The sequence below is a fragment of the Streptomyces crystallinus genome, from assembly GCF_039521265.1.
In the GTDB taxonomy this organism is placed as follows: Bacteria; Actinomycetota; Actinomycetes; order Streptomycetales; family Streptomycetaceae; genus Streptomyces; species Streptomyces crystallinus.
This window is the reverse complement of the sequence record NZ_BAAACA010000016.1, coordinates 132604-153690: the sequence shown is the minus strand read 5'-3', so window position 1 is coordinate 153690 and position 21087 is coordinate 132604. Positions and strand designations below refer to the sequence as shown.

The window sequence follows — 21087 nt, the reverse complement described above, 5'->3', positions numbered from 1 at the left end:
CACGCGAAGGAAGCGGCGCGCCCCGGGCCCGGGGTGCGCCGCTTTCGCGTCCCCGCCCGCGTTCCTACTGGCCGTACGCCACCGTCACCGGCGCGTGGTCGCTCCAGCGCTCCTCGTGGGTGGCGGCGCGCTCCACATAGCCCTTGACCGCGCGGGCCGCCAGGCCCGGCGTGGCCAGGTGGTAGTCGATGCGCCAGCCCGAGTCGTTGTCGAAGGCCCGGCCGCGGTAGGACCACCAGGAGTACGGGCCCTCCTGGTCGGGGTGCAGCTCGCGCACCACGTCCACGTAACCGCCCTCGGCGGCGTCGAGCACGCGCGAGAGCCACTCGCGCTCCTCCGGCAGGAAGCCCGCGTTCTTCTTGTTGGCCCGCCAGTTCTTGAGGTCGGCCTCGCGGTGGGCGATGTTCCAGTCGCCGCAGACGACGACCTCGCGCCCGTCCGCCGCGGCGCGCGCCCGGAGCTCCTTGAGATAGGGCAGGAACTCCCCCATGAACCGGTACTTCTCGTCCTGCTTCTCCGTCCCGGCCTCACCCGAGGGCAGATAGAGGCTCGCCACGGTGACACCGGGAAGGTCGGCCTCCACATAGCGCCCGCCGCCGTCGAACTCCGCGCTGCCGAACCCGACCCGCACCCGCTCCGGCTCGCGGCGGGTGTAGAGCGAGACCCCGGCCCGGCCCTTGGCCGCGGCGGGGGCGTGCACCACATGCCACCCCTCGGGCTCGCGCACCTCGGCGGTGAGCTGCTGCGGCTCGGCCCGTACCTCCTGGAGACACACGACGTCGGCGTCGGAGGCGGCCAGCCACTGAAGGAACCCCTTCTTGGCGGCGGCGCGGAGCCCGTTTACATTCACAGTGGTAACAGTGAGCACCCGCGCACCCTACCCACCCGGTCCCCGTGATCGCCTGCATAGAAGTACGCTGTAGCGCATGAATATCCGCACTCTGGGGTACGACCACCCGGACGCCGTGAAGCTCAACGACCAGGTGCAGCTCGAATACGCCGAGCGCTACGAGGACGAGGGCGACGCCACACCGCTCGACGCCTCCATGTTCCTGCCGCCGCGCGGGCTGTATCTGATCGCGTACGACGAGCAGGAGCGCCCGGTGGCCACCGGCGGCTGGCGCACCCAGGACAAGAACGCCGAGGGCTACTCGGACGGCGACGCCGAGCTGAAGCGCATGTACGTCATACCCGAGGCCCGGGGCCGGGGTCTGGCCCGCCGCATCCTCGCCCTCCTGGAGGCCGACGCCCGCGCCGCCGGGCGCACCCGTATGGTCCTGGAGACCGGCGACCAGCAGCCCGAGGCGCTCGCCCTCTACGCCTCCAGCGGCTACACCGTCTGCGAGAAGTTCGGCCACTACCGCTTCCACGACAACAGCATCTGCTACGCCAAGTCCCTGGTGCCGTGACGCCGCTGGCCGGCCGGGCACGTCGGCACCCGTCCCGGCTTGTCATGAGCCCATCCCCGGCCAGCGGTTAGGCTGCTGAGCGCACGCGCACCACACGGGGGATCCTGCATGAGCGACGACACACTGCCCGAGCCGTCCCAGCTGCCACTGTCGCCGGACGAGCTGAAGCGGCACCACTCCGCGTGGGCCGCGGGCGTCACCAAGGCCCCGCCCGCCGACAGCTATGTGGACCCGCTCACGCCGGTCTTCCCGCAGGGGCCGCCGCTCACCGGCTCGCCCCTGCTCAAGCCTCCCCTCCAGAGCCCGCCGCTCCAGGGCCCATCCCTCCAGGGGCCGCCGCTCGCGGCCACTCCGGACTTCCGGCTCGGGCCGTACCCGCCCGCCGCGCCCTCGGGCCCGCCCCAGGACGCGCTGCGGATCGCGCCCGGCGTCCTCACCGCGGCGGCGGGCCGCGCGGACGAGATCCACACGGCGTTCACCAAGCCCGCGGCCGCGCTGGAGGACCCCGCGCAGAAGGCGTCGGCGGCGATGGACGGCTGGGAGTCGGCCAAGGCGATCCGTACGGCTGCCAAGCAGTGGGAGAAGCAGGCCGGCACCGTGGCCGGCTGGCTGGGCCGGATCTCCGAGAGCCTGCGCGTGGGGGCGCGGGACTACCGCACGACCGACGCCGCCGTGGACGAGTCGCTCAAGGGCATCGTCCCGCGCCGCTCGAAGCTGGAGGGGCTGTAAGTGCCGTCGTTCTACCGGGAGATCCTGGACACCGACCTCGGCCCGCTGCAGAAGCTCGCCGACCAGTGGCGCACCACCCACAAGGACCTGACCGGGCTGCCCAAGCGGGTCCACGACGAGGTGCTGACCCCGCTGCGCGACAAGGGGTACTGGGAGGGCGCGGCCGCCCCGTACGCCTGGCGGATGATCGACGACATCGAGCGCCAGATCCAGGCGGCCGCCAAGGTCGCACAGGCGGCGATCGGGGTCCTCGACGACGCGCTCGGCGAACTCAAGGCCGTGCAGAAGGACCTGAAGGACGCCGTCCGGCGTGCCCAGGAGCGCGGCCTGTACATCGACTCCGAGGGCGCCGTCTCCCCCGACATGGTCCACGGCGTCTGCAAGGTGGTCGAGAAGGACTCGGACGACGCCAAGGCCATCGAGGGCGCCCAGCGGGAGATCGTCGACATCGTGAAGCGCGGGGTGGTCGCCGACCGGAACCTGGCCTTCTCCCTGATGTCGGACATCGGGCTCGGCGACTGGTTCAACACCGACCCGCGGCACACGAACATCGACACGACCAACACCATCAGCCAGGACGACTACAACCGCTTCGACCTGGCGATGCAGGGCAAGGACCCGTATCCGCGCCGCCAGGGCGACGACCCGTACTCGCTGGGCTGGGACTGGGTCTCGGGCAGCGGGCCGCGCGAGCGCGAGTACCACGACGGCGACCGGATGACCGAGCTGATCAAGTCCAGCGTCAGCATGGAGCAGCTGCGCGCGGACACCCTCGCCAACTGGCGCAAGGACGGCAACGACGAGGGCACCGTCAACTACTCGATCTCCAAGGGCGGAAAGCTCGGCGCCCTGGGCAAGCTCGTCTTCACCGACCTGCCCGCGATCGCCACCGGCGACGAGGACCACCTGGGCGAGGCGTTCGTCGGCTCGTACTCCCTGGACTACACGGTCAAGGGCCAGGACCCCGACGGCTCCCTCGTCGTCGAGTACACGCTCAAGAACAAGACCAGCAACGAGTCCTTCCTCCACTACGTGGGCTATTACGACTGGCTGAAGAAGACCAATCGCGACGACGGCGTCTTCTCCACCGTCGGACAGCACATGACCTGGACCGAACGCATCCCGGCAGCAGGGAAGTAACCACCGTGCCCCACCCCGTCCGACGCGCCCTCGGCGCCGTCGCCGCCCTCGCGGTCCTGCCCGCCACGCTCACCGCGTGCGGCTCGGACGCCCTTGAGCGCTGCGTCCCGGCCGCCGCCGAGTCCGCGACCCCCGGCGAGCTCGTCGGCCGCTACGAGGGCGCGCACGAGGCCGACGGGGTGCGTCTGACGCTGTCCCCGGGCGGCGCCATGACGGCGCAGAAGTGGCCCACCGGCGACTACCACCGCGCCGAGCTGGGCAAGGCGTTCAACGGCTCCGGCACCTGGGAGATCGAGCCCGCCACCTCGGCCACCCACCGGGCGCTGCTGCGCCTGCACTTCACGAAGCCGGCGCTGTTCCTCCAGGGCGACACCCTCGACAAGCTCACCATCGGCACCGACGCGACCCGCACGGACCTCTACGAGGACTTCGACCCCGACGTCTGCCCCGACTTCCGGCTCCGGCTCCAGAAGTCCTGACGGACGGGCGCCTGCCGTCCGAGCCGGGGCGACCGGGCCCGAACGGGCCGTCCGGGCACATGAGAAGAGCCCCTGCCGGATTTCTCCGACAGGGGCTCTTCCCTGTTGTTGTGGACCTGAGGGGATTCGAACCCCTGACCCCCTCGATGCGAACGAGGTGCGCTACCGGACTGCGCCACAGGCCCTTGCAACGGGTGAAACATTAGCACCCCGATGGGGGTGCTTGGAAATCCGGTCCCCGCTGGTCAGCGAGACGGGCCTCACTCGTTGGCCGCGCGGGGCCGGTCGTCGTCCGCGTACTGGTCGAAGAGCGGGGTCCGGCGGCTGCCCGGCGACGTGCGGCGACGGGGCGCCGGAGGGGCCGGGGTCGCCGGGTCCGCGGTGGAGGAGCGGGCCGAGGACCAGGTGTCCGGGGCGCCCAGGTCGATGCTGCCGGTGGCGCGCGGGGCGACCGGGGCCGTCACATAGGTCGGCAGCGGCACCGGGACCGGCTCCCAGCTGTCGCCGCGCTCGGGGCCGCGCTCGCGCTGCTGGTCGACCCACTCGGCGTGGTCGGTCTGCTCCACCAGCGCGCGCCGGTCGGCCTCCTGCGGGGAGACGGCGGGCTCGGGCTCGGGGGCGGGGTGCGCCTCCGGCTCGTCCTCGGTCTCCGCGACGGCGGCCGGCTGGCGGCGCGGCTGGCGCTCGCGCAGCCGCTGCGCGGCCGCCTCGGCGCGCCGCCGGTCCATGACGAACGCGAACCTGCGCCGCTCCCGCGCCCGCAGATGCACGATGTACGCGCTGAGCAGGACGGCCGGGATCGCGGGCGCCCACAGGAAGCCGAGGCCGCCGACCGCCGCCACGACCGCGCCCAGCGTGAAGGCGAGGAAGAGCAACACCGTCGTACGCCGGCGGCGCGCGAGCACCGCGCTGCGCCGGGCGCGACGGGCACGCTCGGCGGCGTCCGGAGAACGTCTGTCACGCCGGCGCCCGTCGGGCTGCCGCGCGCCCCCTGCTCGCTCCTCACCACGGCGCTCAGCGCCCCGGCGCTCCTCGGGACGCGGCTCCTCGGCGGGCTCGGATCGGGCCTCCTCGGGACGCGGCTCCTCGCGTCCGGCCGGCCGCTGCACCCCGGCACCCGTGGGGTGCTGTCGGGGCACGGCGAAGTCCCGGACGTCGACGCCCTGGCCGGGGTCCACCAGGGACTCCGTGGGCGCGTCCGGGTCGGCGTCGGGGACGGGGTCGCCAGAACCTCGCTGCCTCAGCTCCTTGGCGTACCGGCGCTCCATGGCCGACCGTCCGGACAGCAGCCGGATGGCGGTGCTGAAGCGTTCCGTCGGACGGGCCTCGTTGAGCTCGTCCTGCCTGCGGAGCCACATCGGCACCAAGTAGGCGGCCCAGGCCCCGACGATGACTGCGTAGATGAGGCCGCTGCTGCTCACACCCCACACGGTAGAGGGACGGGCGCGAAGGGATACGCCAATTGAGCCGGTGTGTCGCACGATCTGGCTGATATCACCGGCTTTTTTTGTGATTCTTCAGATCGGTTCGTGGTCGCACCCCGACCGAATTCGAACGCTTATTTCATTTATCGTGGTGAGCCCGGCGTGCCTGCTTCCACCTGTACAGCAGCCCCTCGGGCACCTCTTCCGCCGTCAGCGCGTACACCAGGTGGTCCCGCCAGCCGCCGTCGATGTGGAGATAGCGCGGGCGCAGCCCCTCCTCGCGGAATCCGAGTTTCTCCACCACCCGCCGGCTCGGCCCGTTCTCGGGGCGAATGCAGACCTCCATGCGGTGCAGCCCGACCGTACGGAAGCAGTGGTCGGTGGCGAGGGCGACGGCCGTGGGCATCACGCCCCGGCCCGCCACATCGCGGTCGACCCAGTAGCCGACGTGCCCCGAGCACATCGAGCCCCAGGTGATCCCGGCGACGGTCAGCTGCCCGACGAGGCGGCCCTGGTACTCGATCACGAACGGCAGCATCCGGCCCGCGTTCGCCTCGGCGCGCAGATGCCGGACCATCTGCCGGTAGGTGGGCCGCTGGGCGGGCGGGGCGCCGGGCGCGGGCGGCGGGATGGTCGCCTCCCAGGGCCGCAGCCACTCGCGGTTGCGCCGGTTCACCTCGCGCCAGGTCCGCTGGTCGCGCAGCCTTATGGGGCGCAGGAGCACCTCGCCGTCCGCCAGCTCGACCGGCCATGATGGGACGTTCAGCTTGGGCTCCCCGCGGGTCTGGGGTGGTCGCCGCCCCGGATCTGGTCGACGGCGTGCAGCAACAGCCGCTCCAGGACCGCCAGTCCGTCACGGACGCCGCCGGGGGAGCCCGGCAGGTTCACGATCAGCGTGCCGCCGCCCGCGACCCCGGCGAGGCCCCGGGAGAGCGCCGCGGTCGGCACCTTCGCCAGGCCCTCGGCGCGGATCGCCTCGGGGATGCCGGGCACCTCGTAGTCGATGACCCGGCGGGTGGCGTCGGGGGTGCGGTCGGTGGGCGAGATGCCGGTGCCGCCGGTGGTGACGACGACGTCGTACCCGGCGGCCGCGCCCGCGCGCAGCGCCTGCTCGACGGGGTCGCCGTCGGGCACCACCAGCGGCCCGTCCACGGCGAAGCCCAGCCCGGCCAGGCCCTCGGCGAGGATCGGGCCGCCCTTGTCCTCGTACACCCCGGCCGCCGCGCGGTTGGAGGCGGTGACGACGAGCGCCGCGTACGGGGCGAGCAGCGCGGCGCCGAGGCCCGCCGAGTCGCCGGGGAAGGGGGGTGCGTTCTCCACGCCGGGGCGCGCGCGGCCCCCGTCCGGCGCCGTCACGGCGTGGCTCCGTGCGCCTGCGGGCGGGACCAGTCGCCCGACTTGCCGCCGGTCTTGGTCTCGACCCGTACGTCCGTGATGACGGCCGCCTTGTCCACGGCCTTCACCATGTCCACGACGGTGAGCGCGGCCACCGACACGGCGGTCAGCGCCTCCATCTCGACGCCCGTGCGGTCGGTCGTCTTCACCGTCGCCAGGATCTCCACGGCGTCGTCCGCGACCGTGAGGTCCAGCTTCACCCCGGAGACCGCCAGCGGGTGGCAGAGCGGGATCAGGTCCGGGGTGCGCTTGGCGCCCATGATCCCGGCGATCCGGGCGGTCGCCAGGGCGTCGCCCTTGGGCACGCCCTCGCCGCGCAGCAGCTCGATGACCCGCGGCGAGACGCGGACCCGGCCGCTCGCGCGCGCGGTGCGGGCCGTCACGTCCTTCTCGGAGACATCGACCATCCGGGCCGCGCCCGCCTCGTCGATGTGCGTCAGCCTGCCTTGCGTACTCATGGTGTGGCGCTCCCGGTCCGGCCTGTGTGGGCAGACACGCTACCGCCACCCCGGCCCGGTCAGCCGAGCAGGACCACCTCCACTTCGGAGCCGGGTTCCACGGACGTGACGTCCTCGGGGACGACGATCAGGCAGTCCGCCTGGGCCAGGGCCGCGATCAGATGCGACCCGGAGCCGCCGACCGGGGTGACGGCTCCCTCGCGCGCGTCGTAGGTCCCGCGCAGGAACTGGCGCCGGGCCGCCGGGGAGGTGAGCGCCTTGTCGGCGCTGAGCGCGGCACGCACGCGTGGCCGGTGCACGTCCGGCAGGCCCATCAGGGTGCGGATCGCGGGGCGGACGAACAGCTCGAACGAGACGTACGACGACACCGGGTTGCCCGGCAGCGCGAGCAGCGGGGTGTGGTCGGGGCCGATCGAGCCGAAGCCCTGGGGCTTGCCGGGCTGCATGGCGAGCTTGCGGAAGTCGATGCCGCCGCCCGGCTCGTCCTCGTCGCCCACCGAGGACAGCGCCTCCTTGACGACGTCGTACGCCCCCACGCTCACGCCGCCCGTGGTCACCAGCAGATCGGCGCGGATCAGCTGGTCCTCGATGGTGGCGCGCAGCGTCTCGGCGTCGTCGGTGACCGCGCCCACCCGGTAGGCGATCGCTCCCGCGTCGCGCGCGGCGGCGGCCAGCGCGAAGCTGTTGGAGTCGTAGATCTGGCCCTCGGCCAACTTCTCTCCGGGCTGCACGAGTTCGCTGCCGGTGGAGACGACGACCACGCGCGGGCGCGGGCGGACCTTCACGGTGCCCCGGCCGATCGCCGCGAGCAGGCCGATCTGGGGCGGGCCGAGGACGGTGCCGGCGGCCAGCGCGAGGTCACCCGCCCGCACGTCGCTGCCGCGCGCGCGGACGTGCGCGCGGGCCTCGGCGGGCCGGTGCACCCGGACCTCGCCGCTCGCGCCCTCGGGCGCGTCACTGGCGGCGCGCATACCGGTGGCCGCGCCCCGCCCCGTACCGCCGTCGGTCCACTCGACCGGGACGACGGCCTCGGCGCCGGGCGGCAGCGGGGCGCCGGTCATGATCCGGGCGGCCTCGCCGGGGCCGACGGCCGGGAGGTCGCCGCTGCCGGCGGCGACGTCCCCGATCACGGTCAGCACCGCGGGGAACTCCTCGCTGGCGCCCGCCACGTCCGCCACGCGCACCGCGTACCCGTCCATCGAGCTGTTGTCGAAGGGGGGCAGCGCGAGCGGCACCGTGACGTCCTCGACCAGGACGCAGCCCTGGGCGTCGGGCAGTTGCAGCTCGATGGGTTCGAGCGGCTCGACGGCGGCGAGGACGTCCTCCAGGTGCTCGTCGACCGACCAGATCGTGTTGCTCAAGGTGCCTGCATCTCCTCGGTCACGTAACTGCGAAGCCAGGCCTTGAAGTCGGGGCCCAGGTCTTCACGTTCGCACGCGAGTCTGACAATGGCACGCAGATAGTCGCCGCGGTCGCCGGTGTCATAGCGGCGGCCCTTGAAGACCACGCCGTGCACCGGGCCGCCGACCTTCTCGTCGGCGGCCAGCTGCTGGAGCGCGTCGGTGAGCTGGATCTCGCCGCCGCGGCCCGGCTCGGTCTGGCGCAGTATCGCGAAGACCGCGGGATCCAGGACGTAGCGCCCGATGATGGCGAGGTTGCTGGGGGCGTCCGCCGGGTCGGGCTTCTCCACCAGGCCGGTGATCCGTACGACGTCGCCGTGGCCGGTGGGCTCGACGGCCGCGCAGCCGTAGAGGTGGATCTGCGAGGGCTCGACCTCCATCAGGGCGATCACACTGCCGCCCTCGCGCTCCTGGATCTCCACCATGCGCGAGAGCAGCGGGTCGCGCGCGTCGATGAGGTCGTCGCCCAGGAGCACCGCGAAGGGCTCGTCGCCCACGTGGGGCGCGGCGCACAGCACGGCGTGGCCCAGGCCCCTGGGGTCGCCCTGGCGCACATAGTGCATCGCGGCGAGGTCGCTGGACTCCCGGACCTTGGCGAGCCGGGCCTCGTCCCCCTTGCGGGAGAGGGCCTCCTCCAGCTCATAGTTGCGGTCGAAGTGGTCCTCCAGGGGCCGCTTGTTGCGCCCCGTGATCATCAGCACGTCCGAGAGGCCGGCGGCGACCGCCTCCTCGACCACGTACTGGATCGCGGGCTTGTCGACGACCGGCAGCATCTCCTTGGGGGTGGCCTTGGTGGCCGGCAGGAAGCGGGTGCCGAGGCCTGCCGCCGGAATGACAGCCTTGGTGATCCGTGGGGACGACTGAGTCATGCGCAGCACACTAACCGCTGCGTAGGGGCGGAAGATTATCCTCCGGTTAATTCGGCCTCATAAACCGGCATTTGAGGGGATTGTGAAAACACTGTGAGTGATGGTGCAGCCGAAAAGGCCCTCTTGCGCGCGGAACTGCTGGGTGTCCGGCGGCTCCTGACAGCGGACGAGGTGCGCGGGGCGGCCGAGGAGCTGGCCCGGCAGGCGCTCGTCCTCCCCGAGCTCGCGGCGGTGGGGACGGTCGCCGCGTACGTCTCGGTGGGGCGCGAACCCGGGACGCACGCGCTGCTCGACGCACTGCGCGCGCGGGGGGTTCGCGTCCTGCTGCCCGTACTGCAATCGGACAATGACCTGGACTGGGCGGAGTACGAGGGCGCGGACCGGCTCGAACCGGCCGGGCGCGGGCTCCTGGAGCCGTCCGGGATCCGGCTCGGCCCGGCCGCCGTGCTGGAGGCCGACACCGTGCTGCTGCCCGGTCTCGCCGTCGACGCGCGCGGGATGCGCCTGGGCCGGGGCGGCGGCTCGTACGACCGGGTGCTCGCCCGGATCGCGGCGGCGGGCCACGACCCCGCGCGCGTGGTGCTGCTCTACGCGAACGAGGTGGTCGCGCGGGTTCCGGAGGAACCGCACGACCACCCCGTTCAAGCGGTGGTCACCCCGAAGGGGGTGACCCGCTTCAGGGCCTGACCCGCTTCACGGCCTGAGCCGCCGCGCTCGAGCCGTCGCCCTCACAAGAAGGCCGAGGGTCACGGCTTGAGCGTCAGCGTGTCGACCGTCGACGCGCCGACCGCCTTGGCGCTGAAGGACCAGTCCAGCTGCTCGCCCTTGGCCCACTTCCCGGTCTGGTCCGTGTAGTGCGCGCTGTAGGCGTGGCCGGAGGCGCCGGTGAGGTTGATCCACTTCGACTTGTCGAAGTCCTTCAGGTTCACCACCATCCGCATCGACGGCACCCAGGTGACCGCGTAGTCGCCGCCGCCCGCGTTCCAGCCCGTGGCGTCGACCGCCGCCTCGCCGCCGCCCAGGTTCCAGGGGCCGCGGTTGAGGAGGAACTGCACGAAGCCGGGGCCGTCGGTGCCGAGGGTCTGGTTCTTCAGCATCAGCTGGTGCAGCCGGCCCCAGCTCCAGCCGGTGACGTCCTTGCCGAGCTTGGCCGTCAGCTCCCAGCGGGCGTCCTTCATCGCGCGCGCCAGCAGCTGGTCACGGGTCTTGGTGGCCGGGTCCAGACGGCTCTTGGGCGTCTGCCACCACTCGTTCTTCTCGTCGTTGAAGATCCGCCGGACCACCTCGAACCAGCGGTCGCCGCCGTCGGGCTGCGCCGAGTCCGCGTCGCGCTGGCCGCACTCGCGCACCAGCCCGTTGAGGTCGTCCACCGGGCCGGAGCTGTCCGGCGGACGCACGTTCAGGCACTCGCCCTCGACCCGCAGCTCCTTGGGGAGCTTGTTGCCGAACGCCAGCTTGAGGACGTTGCGCCACACCGCGTTGAAGTAGGCGGCCGCCCCGGAGTCCGGCTCCTGGGTGTAGTCCCAGCCCTCCAGCAGCTTCTGCGCCTCCCGTACGGCCGGGTCGGGGACGTCGACCTTCAGCAGCGCGGGCGTCAGCAGCGCGGCGATCTCGCTGCTGTTGTCCATCTGCATCTTCTGCATGTCCTCGGTGGAGACCTTGCCGCCGTCCTTGGTCTTCGACTCGATGAGGTCGTTGATCCGCTGGCTGCGGGTGCCGTAGCCCCAGTCCTTGGTCAGCAGGTACGGGTACTTCTTCTCGTCGATCACGGCCTGGTTGGCGGTGACGATGTAGCCGCGCTTGGGGTCGAGCTCGTACGGGAGCTGGTCGAAGGGGATGTACTTCTTCCAGTCGTACCGGGAGTCCCAGCCCGGGGCGGGCACCGAGCCGTCGACGCCCTTGGCGCGGACCGGGATCTTCCCCGGCGCCTGGTAGCCGATGTGGCCCTTGGTGTCGGCGTAGATCAGGTTCTGCGAGGGGACCTCGAAGTCCTTGGCCGCCGCCCGGAAGGACTTGAAGTCCTTGGCGCGGTCGAGCTCGAAGACCGCGTCCATGGACTTGCCCGGATCCAGGGCGGTCCACTTCAGCGCCACCGCGTACCCCTCGCCCCGGTCCGGGGCGGAGGTGGCGACGGGGGCCTTCTTGCCGACCTTCTCCAGCTCGTCGTCACGGTCGGAGACCAGCGGGCCGTTCTCGGTCTCGCGCACGGTGATCGTCTTGCTCTTGCCGCCGGCGACCTTGATGACCTCCTCGCGCGTGCGAAGGGCCTGCTGCTGGTTGTCGCGCAGATAGGTGCCGCCGGGGGCGATCTTCTCTAGGTAGAGGTCGGTCACATCGGCGCCGAGGTTGGTGAACCCCCAGGAGATGTCCTGGTTGTGGCCGATGACCACACCGGGCATTCCGGAGAAGGTGTAGCCCGCCACGTCGAAGCCGCACTTCGCGGAGACCGTACGGCAGTGCAGGCCCATCTGGTACCAGAGCGACGGCATCATCGGCGCGAGATGCGGGTCGTTGGCGAGCAGCGGCATACCGGTCGTCGTGTACCTGCCGGAGACGACCCAGGAGTTGGAGCCGATGCCGCTGCCGCTGGGACCGAGCAGCGCCGGGATCTTGTCCAGGCTCTCGGAGAGGCGCGCGAGCTGCGCCTGCGCGCCCTGTGTCGCCCCCTGGACCGTCGAGCCCGTGCCGGAGCCGGTGCTCGGCTCACGGCTGGGGTCGTACTTGCCGGTGATCTTGTTGACCGAGCCCCCGTCGACGATCGGTCGGTGGGTCGCTGTCGGGTACGGCGGGTAGAGGTCCTTGATCTGCTTGGGGGTGAGCCGACTGGCCATCAGGGACCGGTCGATCTCGTCCTGCATGTTGCCACGCAGGTCCCAGGCCATCGCCTTGAGCCAGGCCACCGAGTCGACCGGCGTCCACTTCTCGACCTTGTAGTCGTGGACGAAGTCCAGCGCCGCGTACTCCAGGGAGATGTCCTTGGGGCCCTTGCCCTCCAGATAGGCGTTGACACCGGCGGCGTACGCCTGGAGGTACTTCTTCGTCTGCGGTGACAGCTTGGTGTCGTACTCCTGCTGCGCGACCCGGCGCCAGCCGAGAGTGCGCAGGAAGGCGTCGGTCTCGACCTGGTCCTTGCCGAACATCTCCGACAGCCGGCCGGAGGTCATGTGGCGGCGGACGTCCATCTCCCAGAAGCGGTCCTGGGCCTGGACGAAGCCCTGGGCCATGAAGAGGTCGGTGTCGTTGTCCGCGTAGACCTGCGGCACCCCGTAGTCGTCGCGCTTGACCTCGACCGGGCCGCCGGTGAGGCCCTTGAGCTGGATCGACCCCGTGGTCTGCGGAAAGGAGGCGCGAACGGTGCTGATGCTCCAGTACGCGCCGTAACCGACACCCGCTACGAGCGCCAGCACCAGGACGATCAGGATCAGGCGGGCACGGCGTCCCTTCTTCCTTTTCGTCTTGGCGGAAGGGGCGGTTGTGTTGGCGGGCATCGCTGTCCTTCGAGGGGCAGGGTGGTCCTAGGTGCTGGAGCAACCATAGGCGCAGCGACTGACAGCCCCGGACGCGGTGTCTTTTATGAGCGTCAGCCCGTCCTACTGACACGTTCTTGCGTAAAGAACTCGTCAAAGATTAGGTAAGGTAACGAAGTACCGGTGGCCGGAGGAACGTTCCGGCACCGGTGCGTGAGGGCGCCTGACGGCGCGTGAGGGGAAGGATCGGCCACTGACTGTCCACCATCTCAACGAGCTCCTGCTCATCTGCTCGCTCGTCCTGCTCATCGCCGTCGCGGCGGTGCGCGTCTCCTCCCGCAGCGGGCTGCCGAGCCTGCTCCTGTATCTCGGGATCGGGATCGCCATAGGGCAGGACGGAATCTTCGATGTCCAGTTCGACAATGCCGAGATGACCCAGGTCATCGGCTATGCCGCCCTGGTGGTGATCCTGGCCGAGGGCGGTCTGGGCACCAAGTGGAAGGAGATCCGCCCGGCGTTGCCGGCGGCGATCGTGCTCTCGGTCGTCGGTGTCGCGGTGAGCGTGGGGGTCACCGCGGCCGGTGCGCACTATCTGGTCGGGCTCGAATGGCGGCAGTCACTGATCATCGGCGCGGTGGTGTCCTCGACGGACGCCGCGGCCGTCTTCTCCGTCCTGCGCCGGGTCCCGCTGCCGTCCCGGATCACCGGCGTCCTGGAGGCCGAGTCGGGCTTCAACGACGCCCCGGTCGTCATCCTGGTCGTCGCCTTCTCCACACCGGGCCCGGTGGACTCCTGGTACGTACTGGTCGGCAAGATCGCCCTTGAGCTGGCGATCGGCGCCGGGATCGGCCTCGCGGTCGGCTGGCTGGGCTCCTGGGGCCTGCGGCACGTGGCGCTGCCCGCGTCCGGCCTCTACCCGATCGCCGTGATGGCGATCGCCGTCACCGCCTACGCGGCGGGCGCCATGGCCCACGGCTCCGGCTTCCTCGCCGTCTATCTGGCCTCGATGGTCCTCGGCAACGCCAAGCTGCCGCACTGGCCCGCCACCCGGGGCTTCGCGGACGGCCTGGGCTGGATCGCCCAGATCGGCATGTTCGTCCTGCTCGGCCTGCTCGTCACCCCGCACGAGCTGCCGGACGACTTCTGGCCCGCCGTGATCATCGGCCTGGTCCTGACGATGGTGGCCCGGCCGTTCGCGGTACTGGTCAGCCTGGCGCCCTTCCGGATGCCGTGGCAGGAGAAGGCCCTGATGTCCTGGGCCGGGCTGCGCGGCGCCGTGCCCATCATCCTGGCCACCATCCCCATGGTCTCCGGGATCGACGGCAGCGAGCGCGTCTTCAACATCGTCTTCGTCCTGGTCGTCGTCTACACCCTGGTCCAGGGCCCCACCCTGCCCTGGCTGGCCCGCAAGCTGGAGATCTCCGACATCGAGACCGCCGCCGACCTGGGCATCGAGTCCGCCCCGCTGGAGCGGCTGCGCGGCCATCTGCTGTCGGTGGCGATCCCGCCGGAGTCACGGATGCACGGCGTCGAGGTGCACGAGCTGCGCCTGCCGCCGGGAGCCGCGGTCACCCTGGTCGTGCGCGACGGGACGAGCTTCGTGCCGGGGCCGACGACCGTGCTGCGGCGCGGCGACGAGCTCCTCGTGGTGGCCACCGATCCGGTACGGGACGCGGCCGAGGCCCGGCTGCGGGCGGTCGGCCAGGGCGGAAAGCTGGCCGGGTGGCTGGGGACGGGCGGGGCGGCGCCGCGCGCGTAGTCCCGGCCGCGGCGGACGGGTGCGCGCCGGATGGGTGCGCGCCGGGGCCGCGCCAGCTCGTCGCGGGCCGCGTCCCGTCCCCGCCCGCCGACTCGGGGAACACCCGGAAGAAGATCCGGTTAATCACAGGTGTGATCTCGGTCATCCGTGCGCTTTCACAGGCACGGAGTCGAATCCCCCTGTACCATGAAGGCACACCACTGATCGACCAACTCTGCCTGACGCAGAGCTGGCGCGACCGTATGGCGGTCGGAGGCTCTCGCAGTGAGCCCCGGCATCTACCGCAGTTCCGCGCAAGAGGACAGCTCTCGGCGGCGCCCGTACCCACCGGTACGAGGGGCGCGCTACCAGGCGGCAGAAAGGCAAGGACCGTGGCATCCACGGTCGCTTCCGAGCGTCGCCCGGGCTACGGGCAGCTCCTGCGCACTCCCGGCGCACTCTCGTTCCTCCTGCCCGGCTTCGCCGCCCGGCAGCCCTTCGCGATGCTCACCATCAGCATCGTGCTCCTCGTCCAGCACACCACCGGCTCGTACGGCAGCGCCGGTGCCGTGGCCGCCGTCACCGGCGTCTCCATGGCCCTGTTCGCCCCGCAGAGCGGCAAGCTCGCCGACCGCTTCGGCCAGCGCGCCGTGCTGCTCCCCGGCGTCCTCGTGCACACCGCCTCCGGCTCCGTGCTGATCGCGCTGGCGCTGGCCGGCGCGCCCCTGTGGGCGCTGTTCCTGGCCGCCGTCCCGACCGGCGCCTCGGTGCCGCAGATCGGCCCGATGGTCCGGGCCCGCTGGGCCGCCAAGCTCGACGGCTCGCCCCTGATGTCCACGGCCGCGGCCTTCGAGTCGGTGACCGACGAGTTCACCTTCGTCATCGGCCCGGTCCTGGCGACCGCGCTGTGCACCGGCGTCCACCCGGCGGCCGGACTGGTCACCGAGGCCGCGCTGACCCTGGTCGGCGGCCTGCTCTTCGCCTCCCAGCACCGCACCCAGCCGCAGCCCAGCCGCGCCGCCGCGGACCACGCGCGCGTGGAGCACGTCTCCGCGCTCTCCATCCCCGGTGTGCGGGTGCTCGCCGTGTCCTTCCTCGGCATCGGCGCCGTCTTCGGCGGTATGCAGGTCTCGCTGACCGCGTTCTCCGAGGAGATCGGCAACCCCGGCGCCAACGGTCTGCTGTACGGGATCTTCGCCGCGGGCAACATGCTGGCGGGCATCGCGTGCGGCGCCATCGCCTGGAAGTCCGCGCCCCGGACGCGGCTGATCGCGGGTTACACCGGCCTGACCCTGGCCGCCTCGGGCCTGTGGGCGATGCACTCGGCGGTGCTGCTCGGCGGCCTCGGCCTGATCGTCGGCCTCTGCATCGCCCCGGCCCTGATCACCGGCTACACCCTGGTCGAGTCGCTGGTCCCGGCCTCCGCCCGGACCGAGGCCTTCACCTGGCTGACCGGCGCCGTGGCGCTGGGCCAGGCCGGCGCGGTCACCGTGGCCGGCCGACTGGCCGACGGCCACGGCTCCAGCGCGGGCTTCCTGGTGCCCCTGGCGGGCACCGCGCTCGCCCTGGTCACGCTGGTCTCGCTGCGCTCGCGACTGGCGCCGCGCGCCTCGGGACGGACCGTCGCGCGTAGTGGCGTCGGTCACCGAGTTCCCGTGACGGTGGACTGATCCAGCGGAATACGTCACTATGGACCGTCGTTAGCACTCATCGAGTGAGAGTGCCAGGAGGAAGACAAGTGCCGACCTACCAGTACCAGTGCACCGAGTGCGGCGAAGGCCTCGAGGCGGTGCAGAAGTTCACCGACGACGCCCTGACCGTCTGCCCCAACTGCGACGGACGCCTGAAGAAGGTCTTCTCGGCCGTCGGCATCGTCTTCAAGGGCTCCGGCTTCTACCGCAACGACAGCCGCGGCGCCTCGTCGAGCAGCTCGCCCGCCTCCTCGGCCGCCAAGCCGTCGACGTCGTCGAGCTCGGACTCTAAGCCCGCCGCGTCGGCGTCCTCGACGTCCTCCTCCTCGTCGAGCTCCACCAGCTCGTCGTCGGCCGCCTGACCCGGCCGCACGAGCCCAGGACACCCCAGGACCCCGCCGTCCCCGACGGCGGGGTCCTCGGCATGCCGGTACCCGTTCTGGCCGCCGATCGCCCCGGCTAGGGTGCTGCGCATGGCTAACGCAGAGCGCGCGGCGAACGGCAGGTCCTCACAAGGCGCGGAGATCGGCGTCATCGGCGGCTCCGGTTTCTACTCCTTCCTGGAGGACGTCACCGAGATCCAGGTCGACACCCCGTACGGCAGCCCCAGCGACTCCCTGTTCCTGGGCGAGGTCGCGGGTCGCCGGGTCGCCTTCCTGCCCCGGCACGGCCGCGGCCACCACCTCCCGCCGCACCGCATCAACTACCGCGCCAACCTGTGGGCCCTGCGCTCGGTGGGCGTGCGCCAGGTGCTCGGCCCGTGCGCGGTGGGCGGGCTGCGGCCCGAGTACGGACCGGGCACGCTGCTCGTGCCGGACCAGCTGGTGGACCGTACGAAGTCGCGCGTCCAGACGTACTACGACGGCTGTCCGCTGCCCGACGGCACGGTCCCGAACGTCGTGCACGTGGCGCTGGCCGACCCGTACTGTCCCGAGGGCCGCAAGGCCGCGCTCGCCGCCGCGCGCGGGCGGGACTGGGAGCCGGTGGACGGCGGCACGCTGGTCGTCGTCGAGGGCCCGCGCTTCTCCACGCGCGCGGAGTCGCGGTGGCACGCCGCGATGGGCTGGTCGGTGGTGGGCATGACCGGCCACCCCGAGGCGGTGCTCGCCCGCGAACTGGGGCTCTGCTACACGACGATGACCCTGGTCACCGACCTGGACGCGGGCGCGGAGACCGGAGAGGGCGTCTCCCACGAGGAAGTGCTGCGGGTCTTCGCGGCCAATGTGGACCGCCTGCGGTCGGTGCTCTTCGACGCGGTGGAGGCGCTGCCGACGGGCGAGCGCGACTGCTTGTGCACTCGGGCGCTGGATGGGTTGGACACGGGGATTCGGCTGCCGTAGGAGGGCGGGTCGGTGGTCCGGCTCGGCCCCGCCGAGCGGGCGGGTCCCATCGGTCGGTTCAGGTCGCTCTTTCCCGTACGGGTGAGGGAGTTGTCCACAACCGGCGAGTAATCCACAGGGCTCGGCGGGAAGTTGGCGGGGCGGGGATCGTGAGGAGCGTTCGAGCAGCACCTGCTCCTCACGATCGGTGGTGACCTGCCATGTCCTGGCACCCTTCCCTGCCCGCCTCTCCCCCGCCCGCCGCTCCCCCTCCTTCCCCGGCGCCCGAGCCCGCCGGCGTGCCTCTCTTCCCGCCGCTGCGAGTGCGCGGGAGTCGGCACCGGCTGCGACGTGCGGTGCGGCGCCGCAGACGGGCGATGGCGGCCGGGCTCGCGGTGGCGGCGGCCGCACTGGCGGCGGTGGGTGCGCGGGCCCCGGGGCATACGGACGCGGGGCCCGCGGAATCCGCTGCCGTCACGGCGGCGAGCGCGGCGGGCCTCCGGCAGCCGGGCGCGGCCCCCGGGCCCGCATCCCGCCCCGCCCGCAAGCCCGTTGACGTGGTGTCGGCGCCGGTGCGGATCGCGGACGCGGAGACCGTACGGCTGCTGCGGCCCGGCGACCGGGTCGATGTGATCGCGGCCGCGGCCCCGCCCGCGGGCGGCTCGGGCGGTTCGGTCGGCTCGGGCGAGGCGCGCCTGGTCGCCTCGGGTGCGCGGGTGACCGACGTGCCCCGGCCGCGCGGGCCGTCCTCCGACGAGGGGGCGCTGGTCGTCCTGTCCGTCCCCCGCGCCACCGCCACGGCCCTCGCGGGTGCCGGTGCGAGCTCCCGACTGGCGGTGGCCTGGTGCTGAGTCATCCGGCCCCGAATCGCACGGGCTTCCAGTCAAGTCACCTGTTTGCGTACGCGGATTGGACAGCGCGGCCATGCGCTGACGTAGGTTGCGGAACGGTTTGCTCCACCCCCTGCACCTGCGAAGAGAGGCTCACTCGTGACCGACGAGAAGAAGGGCGACGGCCTGATGGCGGGCTTCAAGGCCTTCCTGTTGCGCGGCAACGTGATCGACCTGGCCGTCGCGGTGGTCATCGGCGCCGCGTTCACCACCATCGTGAACTCGGTCGTGAAGGGCGTCATCAACCCCCTGGTCGGCGCGTTCGGGACGAAGGACCTGAACAGCTACAGCTCGTGCCTCAAGGGCCCGTGCCAGTTCGACACAAAGACGGGCGAGGCCGTCTCCGGCATCCCGATCATGTGGGGCATGGTCCTCAGCGCGGTGCTGAGCTTCCTCATCACGGCGGCCGTCGTGTACTTCCTGATGGTCCTGCCGATGGCCAAGGTCCTGGCCAAGCGCGCCCAGCACGACCGGGCGAGGGAGGGCGTCCAGGAGACCCTGGAGATCAGCGAGCTGGAGGTGCTCAAGGAGATCCGCGACGCCCTGGTCTCCCAACGTGGCTCGGGGCACACCGCGCCATAGCGGAAGGCCCCGGGGCGGGTCAGATGTGGTGGGGCGGCTTCTCGTCGAGGAAGCGCGCGAGATCGGCCGCGCCGCCGGTCGCGGGGGCCCGCTCACCCCACCCGCGGTCCGTGTCGTCCGAGGACTGCTGGTCCAGCGGATCGTCGAAGACCAGCGCGGGCCTGGGCTTCGGGTCGGACACCGGCTTCGCATCGCGCGGTCCGGGGGCGGGGGCGGTACTCATAGGTCCAGGGTACGGCGAGCGGCGTCCCGGTGCGGCGGTGGTCGGCGCGGGTGCGCTGCGACGGCGGTTGGCGCGGGTGCGGCGGGGCGGTGGTCGGCGTGGGTGCGGTGCGGCGGTGGTCGGCGTGGGTGCGGCAGGAACGCCGGCTGCGGGGCTCGCCCCCGACCCCTTCCCCGCCCGGGACCGCGCCCGCCCCATTCCTCCCCGCTCCCCCCTCCCCCCTCCTCCCTCCTCCTCAGCGGTCCTTCGGGTCGAGCAGCCAGAGGCCGAGGACCACGAGGAACGAGAGGCCGAGGAAACCCGTGCCCCACCAGGCGGTTGCGGTGTGGCCCTTCATCCACTCGTTGACGATCACCGTGAGCCCCCAGAGCTCCCCGACGACCACGGTGATCGCCAGGGCCAGGCGGGCCGTCAGCTTCGAGGACCGCTCGGGCTCCTGCTCGGTGCCCGCACCGGGGCCGGGACCCGTGCGGCGGGTCCGGGGATCGCCGTATCCACTGGTGGCGCGGATCTGGGGATACCGGCTCCGTACGGGACGGTTCAGCCGGGGCTGGGCACTGCCGGCGGTGTACGGGGGCGGCGCGGGCACGGTGGCGTCACCGCTTCCGCCGGGGCCGTGGTCGGCGCTCATGTGCGCTCGCTCCTCTCGGTCTCGGCCCGCGTTCCCGGGCAGCCGAGCCGGGCCGCCAGGTCCGGGCGCTGCTCACCGAACTGCCGGCACATGGCGGCCTTGACCCCCTCGCCGGAGCGGGTGGTGGCGACCGCCCAGACACTGCCGTCGATCTCCTCCACGAGGAGCACCTTCGGCAGCGGCCGGGGCGGCGGTCCGGCGGTCACCTCACCGGTGCGGGCGTCGAAGACGCCCTCGTGGCAGGGGCAGTACAGCTCGCCCTCGCTGCCCCGGTCCTCGCGCCACAGGACGGCGCAGGCCAGATGCGTGCAGACGGCGGAGTAACCGACCAAGGTGCCGTCCTTGAGACGGACGCCGACCGCCCGGTCGTCGTCGCCGGGGAAGCGGAAGGCGATGGCCTCGCCGGGGCGGAGCCGGTCGGCGACGCGCTTCGGCTTGGGGACGTCCACGCTGTCCCCGTGCCGGTGGAGCACGCCTCCGGCGACGGCCACCGCGCCGACGGCGAGCCCACCGGAGACGGTGGTGACGATCCGCAGATAGTCGCGGCGGGTGGTCAGCGAGTCGGCGGCGACGCGGTCGCGCAGGGCCTCCTGCGCGGGGTCGGGCCAGGGGGCGGCGGCACCCGGGGACTGGTCGGTCGGGCTCATCGGACCGTCCTTCCGTTCACCTCGACGATCGGGAGACCGCCGGGGACCGGCCACTGGACCTTGTCGGCGGGGACGACCATGGCCACGCCGGTGGACACGACGACATCGCCGAACGTGAAGGAGTCGGCGACCTGGACGCCGGGGCGCTCGGCGCGGAGCTCCTCGACGGTTCCGTAGAAGAGGGCGCCGGTGGGGCAGACCGTGGCGCACATGGGGGCGAGGCCATAGGCGGTGCGGTCGTAGCAGAGGTTGCACTTCATCTGCAGCTTCGCCTGGAGGTCGATCTTCGGTACGCCGAAGGGGCAGGCGTTGACGCAGTTGGCGCAGCCGATGCAGCGGGTAGTGTCGGCCTGCTGCACCACACCGTCCGCGGTCACCAGGATCGCGTCGGCGGGACACACCTCGGCGCAGGGGGCGACCGGGTCCTCGCAGTGCATACAGACCGTGGGAAGGGAGGCGACCGAGTGCCCCTCGTCGGGGTAGTCGAGATGGATCATGGATTTGCCCCGGTGCGAGTCGCACTCGCGGCAGGCCGAGACACAGGCCTGGCAGCCGATGCACCGCCCGGGGTCGATGAAGATCGTTCTGCCCATCAT

General features: G+C 72.1%; 23 protein-coding genes and 1 tRNA gene. 11 read left to right on the top strand and 13 right to left on the bottom strand.

What is annotated here, in order from left to right; all coding sequences use genetic code 11:
- Positions 1–64: 64 nt before the first annotated feature.
- Entirely contained in the window at positions 65–868 is an 804-nt protein-coding gene (locus tag ABD236_RS16795; protein WP_344074516.1) for an exodeoxyribonuclease III, read from the bottom strand.
- A gap of 58 nt (positions 869–926) precedes the next feature.
- On the opposite strand from ABD236_RS16795, the gene ABD236_RS16790 reads away from it, so the two are divergent.
- From ABD236_RS16790 to ABD236_RS16775, 4 genes are all read left to right on the top strand, one after another.
- A complete protein-coding gene (locus ABD236_RS16790) occupies positions 927–1409 on the top strand; it encodes a GNAT family N-acetyltransferase (RefSeq protein WP_344074515.1) in 483 nt (160 codons plus the stop codon).
- A 108-nt stretch (positions 1410–1517) separates the two neighbouring features.
- The gene (locus ABD236_RS16785) at positions 1518–2138 is read left to right on the top strand and encodes a WXG100 family type VII secretion target (RefSeq protein ID WP_344074514.1); all 621 of its coding nucleotides are present in this window, start codon (positions 1518–1520) and stop codon (positions 2136–2138) included.
- Positions 2139–3278 (top strand): hypothetical protein, encoded by a 1140-nt coding sequence (locus tag ABD236_RS16780; protein ID WP_344074513.1) that lies wholly within the window; start codon positions 2139–2141, stop codon positions 3276–3278.
- 5 nt (positions 3279–3283) lie between these two features.
- Positions 3284–3757: a hypothetical protein gene (locus tag ABD236_RS16775; RefSeq protein WP_344074512.1), complete on the top strand. Its 474-nt coding sequence runs from the start codon at positions 3284–3286 to the stop codon at positions 3755–3757.
- Between the two features lie 111 nt (positions 3758–3868).
- Here ABD236_RS16775 and ABD236_RS16770 read toward each other — a convergent pair.
- The 7 genes from ABD236_RS16770 to galU form a co-directional block, all read right to left on the bottom strand.
- Positions 3869–3942, bottom strand: a tRNA-Ala gene (locus ABD236_RS16770).
- A 75-nt stretch (positions 3943–4017) separates the two neighbouring features.
- Complete coding sequence (sepX, locus tag ABD236_RS16765) at positions 4018–5178, bottom strand: divisome protein SepX/GlpR (RefSeq protein WP_344074511.1); 1161 nt, start codon at positions 5176–5178, stop codon at positions 4018–4020.
- Between the two features lie 142 nt (positions 5179–5320).
- Positions 5321–5947 (bottom strand): GNAT family N-acetyltransferase, encoded by a 627-nt coding sequence (locus tag ABD236_RS16760; protein WP_344074551.1) that lies wholly within the window; start codon positions 5945–5947, stop codon positions 5321–5323.
- Positions 5944–6450 carry a MogA/MoaB family molybdenum cofactor biosynthesis protein gene (locus ABD236_RS16755; protein ID WP_425543889.1) on the bottom strand — a complete coding sequence of 169 codons (507 nt, stop codon included), beginning with the start codon at positions 6448–6450 and terminating at the stop codon, positions 5944–5946. Before ABD236_RS16755 ends, ABD236_RS16760 begins: the two co-directional genes overlap by 4 nt.
- A gap of 83 nt (positions 6451–6533) precedes the next feature.
- Entirely contained in the window at positions 6534–7034 is a 501-nt protein-coding gene (gene moaC / locus ABD236_RS16750; protein ID WP_344074509.1) for a cyclic pyranopterin monophosphate synthase MoaC, read from the bottom strand.
- A gap of 59 nt (positions 7035–7093) precedes the next feature.
- A complete protein-coding gene (glp, locus tag ABD236_RS16745; protein WP_344074507.1) occupies positions 7094–8395 on the bottom strand; it encodes a molybdotransferase-like divisome protein Glp in 1302 nt (433 codons plus the stop codon).
- Positions 8392–9303, bottom strand: coding sequence for a UTP--glucose-1-phosphate uridylyltransferase GalU (gene galU, locus ABD236_RS16740; RefSeq protein ID WP_344074506.1), 912 nt, complete (start codon positions 9301–9303; stop codon positions 8392–8394). The genes glp and galU overlap by 4 nt, the downstream gene beginning before the upstream one ends.
- A 123-nt stretch (positions 9304–9426) precedes the next feature.
- Between galU and ABD236_RS16735 the strand changes: the two genes are divergently transcribed.
- The gene (locus ABD236_RS16735) at positions 9427–9990 is read left to right on the top strand and encodes a 5-formyltetrahydrofolate cyclo-ligase (protein WP_425543885.1); all 564 of its coding nucleotides are present in this window, start codon (positions 9427–9429) and stop codon (positions 9988–9990) included.
- Between the two features lie 59 nt (positions 9991–10049).
- On the opposite strand, the gene ABD236_RS16730 is transcribed toward ABD236_RS16735, so the two are convergent.
- Positions 10050–12791: a penicillin acylase family protein gene (locus ABD236_RS16730; RefSeq protein ID WP_344074504.1), complete on the bottom strand. Its 2742-nt coding sequence runs from the start codon at positions 12789–12791 to the stop codon at positions 10050–10052.
- A gap of 202 nt (positions 12792–12993) precedes the next feature.
- On the opposite strand from ABD236_RS16730, the gene ABD236_RS16725 reads away from it, so the two are divergent.
- The 6 genes from ABD236_RS16725 (at position 12994) to mscL (ending at position 18990) form a co-directional block, all read left to right on the top strand.
- On the top strand, positions 12994–14529 hold the full coding sequence (locus tag ABD236_RS16725) for a potassium/proton antiporter (RefSeq protein WP_344074549.1): 1536 nt from the start codon (positions 12994–12996) through the stop codon (positions 14527–14529).
- A gap of 371 nt (positions 14530–14900) precedes the next feature.
- Positions 14901–16178, top strand: a complete 1278-nt coding sequence (locus ABD236_RS16720; protein ID WP_344074503.1) for an MFS transporter — start codon at positions 14901–14903, stop codon at positions 16176–16178.
- 68 nt (positions 16179–16246) lie between these two features.
- Positions 16247–16561 carry an FmdB family zinc ribbon protein gene (locus ABD236_RS16715; protein WP_344074501.1) on the top strand — a complete coding sequence of 105 codons (315 nt, stop codon included), beginning with the start codon at positions 16247–16249 and terminating at the stop codon, positions 16559–16561.
- Positions 16562–16672: 111 nt separating this feature from the next.
- Positions 16673–17539 carry an S-methyl-5'-thioadenosine phosphorylase gene (locus ABD236_RS16710; RefSeq protein ID WP_344074500.1) on the top strand — a complete coding sequence of 289 codons (867 nt, stop codon included), beginning with the start codon at positions 16673–16675 and terminating at the stop codon, positions 17537–17539.
- Positions 17540–17739: 200 nt separating this feature from the next.
- Positions 17740–18369, top strand: coding sequence for a hypothetical protein (locus ABD236_RS16705; RefSeq protein WP_344074499.1), 630 nt, complete (start codon positions 17740–17742; stop codon positions 18367–18369).
- Positions 18370–18507: 138 nt separating this feature from the next.
- Positions 18508–18990, top strand: coding sequence for a large conductance mechanosensitive channel protein MscL (gene mscL / locus ABD236_RS16700; protein WP_425543884.1), 483 nt, complete (start codon positions 18508–18510; stop codon positions 18988–18990).
- Between the two features lie 19 nt (positions 18991–19009).
- Here mscL and ABD236_RS16695 read toward each other — a convergent pair whose 3' ends face one another.
- The 4 genes from ABD236_RS16695 to ABD236_RS16680 form a co-directional block, all read right to left on the bottom strand.
- Positions 19010–19213 (bottom strand): hypothetical protein, encoded by a 204-nt coding sequence (locus tag ABD236_RS16695; RefSeq protein ID WP_344074498.1) that lies wholly within the window; start codon positions 19211–19213, stop codon positions 19010–19012.
- 235 nt (positions 19214–19448) lie between these two features.
- Positions 19449–19844 carry a hypothetical protein gene (locus tag ABD236_RS16690; protein WP_344074497.1) on the bottom strand — a complete coding sequence of 132 codons (396 nt, stop codon included), beginning with the start codon at positions 19842–19844 and terminating at the stop codon, positions 19449–19451.
- Entirely contained in the window at positions 19841–20491 is a 651-nt protein-coding gene (locus ABD236_RS16685) for a QcrA and Rieske domain-containing protein (protein ID WP_344074496.1), read from the bottom strand. Before ABD236_RS16685 ends, ABD236_RS16690 begins: the two co-directional genes overlap by 4 nt.
- Positions 20488–21087, bottom strand: coding sequence for a 4Fe-4S dicluster domain-containing protein (locus ABD236_RS16680; protein WP_101388734.1), 600 nt, complete (start codon positions 21085–21087; stop codon positions 20488–20490). The genes ABD236_RS16685 and ABD236_RS16680 overlap by 4 nt, the downstream gene beginning before the upstream one ends.

Coding starts and splice junctions, on each gene's coding strand:
- ABD236_RS16790 (WP_344074515.1), top strand. CDS start 927: ATGAATATCCGCACTCTGGGGTACGACCACCCGGACGCCGTGAAGCTC.
- ABD236_RS16785 (WP_344074514.1), top strand. CDS start 1,518: ATGAGCGACGACACACTGCCCGAGCCGTCCCAGCTGCCACTGTCGCCG.
- moaC (WP_344074509.1), bottom strand. CDS start 7,034: ATGAGTACGCAAGGCAGGCTGACGCACATCGACGAGGCGGGCGCGGCC.
- galU (WP_344074506.1), bottom strand. CDS start 9,303: ATGACTCAGTCGTCCCCACGGATCACCAAGGCTGTCATTCCGGCGGCA.
- ABD236_RS16730 (WP_344074504.1), bottom strand. CDS start 12,791: ATGCCCGCCAACACAACCGCCCCTTCCGCCAAGACGAAAAGGAAGAAG.
- ABD236_RS16710 (WP_344074500.1), top strand. CDS start 16,673: ATGGCTAACGCAGAGCGCGCGGCGAACGGCAGGTCCTCACAAGGCGCG.
- ABD236_RS16705 (WP_344074499.1), top strand. CDS start 17,740: ATGTCCTGGCACCCTTCCCTGCCCGCCTCTCCCCCGCCCGCCGCTCCC.
- ABD236_RS16695 (WP_344074498.1), bottom strand. CDS start 19,213: ATGAGTACCGCCCCCGCCCCCGGACCGCGCGATGCGAAGCCGGTGTCC.
- ABD236_RS16690 (WP_344074497.1), bottom strand. CDS start 19,844: ATGAGCGCCGACCACGGCCCCGGCGGAAGCGGTGACGCCACCGTGCCC.
- ABD236_RS16685 (WP_344074496.1), bottom strand. CDS start 20,491: ATGAGCCCGACCGACCAGTCCCCGGGTGCCGCCGCCCCCTGGCCCGAC.
- ABD236_RS16680 (WP_101388734.1), bottom strand. CDS start 21,087: ATGATGGGCAGAACGATCTTCATCGACCCCGGGCGGTGCATCGGCTGC.